The sequence below is a fragment of the Colwellia sp. F1 genome (assembly GCF_056238625.1).
In genome coordinates, this window is record NZ_JBWDLI010000057.1 from 1 (window position 1) to 3121 (window position 3121).

Annotated in this window: 4 protein-coding genes; 1 reads left to right on the top strand and 3 read right to left on the bottom strand. The window is 38.5% G+C overall.

Annotation, left to right across the window (positions count from 1 at the left end; translation table 11 throughout):
• Together AC0UA9_RS17060 and AC0UA9_RS17065 are read right to left on the bottom strand one after the other, a co-directional pair.
• Positions 1 to 227, bottom strand: a 227-nt coding sequence (locus AC0UA9_RS17060; protein WP_475661888.1) for a hypothetical protein, incomplete at its 3' end; no start/stop codon positions are given.
• Positions 228 to 474: 247 nt separating this feature from the next.
• Positions 475 to 732 carry a DUF808 family protein gene (locus tag AC0UA9_RS17065; protein ID WP_475661891.1) on the bottom strand — a complete coding sequence of 86 codons (258 nt, stop codon included), beginning with the start codon at positions 730 to 732 and terminating at the stop codon, positions 475 to 477.
• Between the two features lie 157 nt (positions 733 to 889).
• Here AC0UA9_RS17065 and AC0UA9_RS17070 point away from each other — a divergent pair, with 157 nt between their 5' ends.
• On the top strand, positions 890 to 2938 hold the full coding sequence (locus AC0UA9_RS17070; protein WP_475661895.1) for a DUF4238 domain-containing protein: 2049 nt from the start codon (positions 890 to 892) through the stop codon (positions 2936 to 2938).
• A 71-nt stretch (positions 2939 to 3009) separates the two neighbouring features.
• Here the strand turns inward: AC0UA9_RS17070 and AC0UA9_RS17075 are convergent.
• The coding region (locus AC0UA9_RS17075; RefSeq protein WP_475661898.1) for a GMP synthase (glutamine-hydrolyzing) at positions 3010 to 3121 on the bottom strand (112 nt) is incomplete at its 5' end.

Consider the following 3121-nt stretch of genomic DNA (forward strand, 5'->3'; position numbering starts at 1 on the left):
ACCAAAGGAATGAGGACGAACAACAACGGAGGGATGAAACCGCCGAAGCCGCTGTGGAACAATTGCTGGGCGACGATAAGCACGACGAAAGAGACCACGACGGCTGCAAGCACGATACTCCAGCCTGTCAGGCTGAAGCCGTTGGGAAACCTCCGATAGTAAGGCAAATCCAAGTCTTGCCTCTCGAAGAACAACATAGTGTTGGCCGGTAGATCGTTCACACTCATGGGCGTAAACCTTTTCACCTATTCACCGCATTTCAAGATGATAGGCTACCTTTCAAGAACTAACCTAAACATATGTCGTCGATATTACTGAGAGGCCATCACAGTTTTGGCCTAATCGACACAGGATCATATGTCCCACTCTTAAATGTCTGGCGGTGGTAGGCTGGGAAGATCGATGCTGAAGTCGATTTTTGGAAGGCACCACTCACAACCTTTTATCGGCTTCCGCCCCCTTCTCTACCGCTGATTACTCGTCGTCATGCTGACCGGATAGCTTATGCCAGACCTTCTCCGCGCCTTCAAAGGCCAGGTAAGTGCCGCCAATCATCAGGATGATCGGCAAGAGCCTATCAAGCCGCCTATGGCCATGGATGCTTCCTCCGTGAATAAGCGTTGCTGATAGTAAAGCAGAGCGTGCGTAAGGCGGATGGACTCTTTTGCACCAAGGGTAATGTTGCTGCAGTTTCTCTATCAATCGTAGTGAGTATATTACAATCACATTCACCCTATAGGCCAGACGTTGGGTATGCTCAAAAGAGCGTCAGAAGGTGGTGGACCTCACTGAGAGAGTGGTACTACACTAGAAACAAAGGCTTAACTTAACTATTAATTTAATAATTAACTGTAAAACATAGCATCAACAAAATTTAAAAAGTGAAAACATGTCAGGAAGAAAACAACATTACATACCTCAATCATTTCAACGCGGTTTTTGCATACCTGGCAAAAAAAATCAGACAAATGTCTATAGCCGCACTAAGCACTATATTTCAAATATTAACAATATTGCTGCACAGAGAGACTTTTACTCCGCACCATCTCCTTCAGGTGAGAAAACATTAGATGACTCGATCACTTTTTATGAAAATAAATTAGGAAACTTACTACACTCTCTTCGCTCACTGGAGATAGGTGATACTGCAAACCCACAAGTATCCGCTGAAATAATAGCTCACTTAGCACCAAGAACAAATAGTACAAGAAACATTATCAAGAACATTGCCGAACTTTTTATAACTGGAGCCTCCGAAACATTCGTCGATAAAAATGAACTATTATTTATTCTTGGCTGGGACAGGACTTCCATAAACCCAGTTTGGAGAAATAATTTTGAAGCACTTATAGAAAAAGAGGAAGCGTTTACTGACCTTCTAATAGAAACCAGTACGCAGAAAAAAATTCCAAAAGAAGTTTTCTATAGAATGATATTTATACTATCAAAGGAAAGTGTTTTATCTGAAAACAATTCTCTACCAAACTTAGTTACACTATTATTTGAAAAACTAGCCACTCAAGTCGACGAAATGGTAACCAATGGCCAAAAAAAAATTCTTCAAGAAGATTTAACAATCAAATCGAGAAAGGAAATTTTAGAAAAATACAAATGGTTTATTAATGCTGCACCAAAGGAAGGTGCAATTATGCCAGACTGCATAGCTATTGGGCTTGATGAAACCGACAATATATTTTATTCATACATAATGACATCCAAGGCCTCTATAGTTGCTATGCCTTTAACATCTCATAAAATTCTTATAGGTGTTAATAAAGACTGTATACTTTCTGATTTATCAGATTTCAACAAAGAAGCATCAGAATGTAGCGATGAACTTTTTATTTCAGCACTCCCTAACCATAACAACCTGCAAGAACATATTGGTAATCGCTGGCGCAAAAAAATAAAGTCTACAGCCAGCAACACTATTGATGAAATGAAAGCGCCAAAGCCCTACCCCAAAAGAGACTCTCACTTACCAAAACCCTCAAGATATAAGCTTGTTTTTACTGACAAAATATCTAAATCAAACAAATTTATAATCAATAAAAAAATAAACGATATAATAAGAAAAACAAGCCACCTTGATTCAAATCGCTTAGAGAAAATAATATTTACATCTAACTTTCAAAAAACAATTTCCGACACTAAACATGGCTTTGATACCAAATTGATTCCAGAAGGAGCACCCGATTTTATAGCTCAAGGAGCAGCTCTTGTTCTAGTGCATCGAAAAAATAAGCTAAAAGTCCATCTCATCCTTGACAACAATTATGCTTTAGCTATTCTTCAAAAACCTAAATCTAGCACCTGCATTACATCACACATACTTGCGGCTAGTTTTTCTTTCTCTAACATAGTGGATAAATTCGAGAGAATATTACCTGGCTTTTTATTGGAGCCATCGCCAATTGAAAATCATGATTCAACATTACATGCTGCTATTCGAAAAGCTCTACGCGCTTATAAGTATGCATATGATAGCGCAGAATTTGGATCAAGACTGGTTTTTGAAATAGAATTTTCAAACTACATAAAAAAATCGTTAGAATTATATTATCCTCTGATTGATAATGCTAAAAAAACACATGCCATCGATCAAGACTTCCAGAAGCTATTTATCGCCATACATAATGCCACAACTGGCATGCTAATCGACTCAGCTAGGTTTATTGGTTATATGAAAGGCATAGGAAAAGACCCTGTTAAAACCAACACTGAAATAATGGCCAAGTTAAATACTTTAAAACTGACAGAATGGTTCGATATTTTTGCCTATGATCTTCATAATTTTTGGCAAAAAGAAGAGTGGCAGCGCGAAGACTTTTATGCGTTCAACATTCACTTTGAAAGACTTTTGTATCCTAAAGGAATTTTTATTTATGAGGCGGGTGACAAAGGAGGCACAATGATTTTCGTATCTAATTACAATTAATCTACGTAATTACTTAAATTCAAATAAAAAGAGCGATCCATGATCGCTCTTTCACTAATTTAAATCAGCCCCTACTCCCACTCAATCGTAGCAGGCGGCTTGCTGCTCACGTCATAAGTAACCCGAGACACCCCTTCCAACTCATTGATAATCCGGTTAGAAACTTTCTCCAGCAGCTCGTAG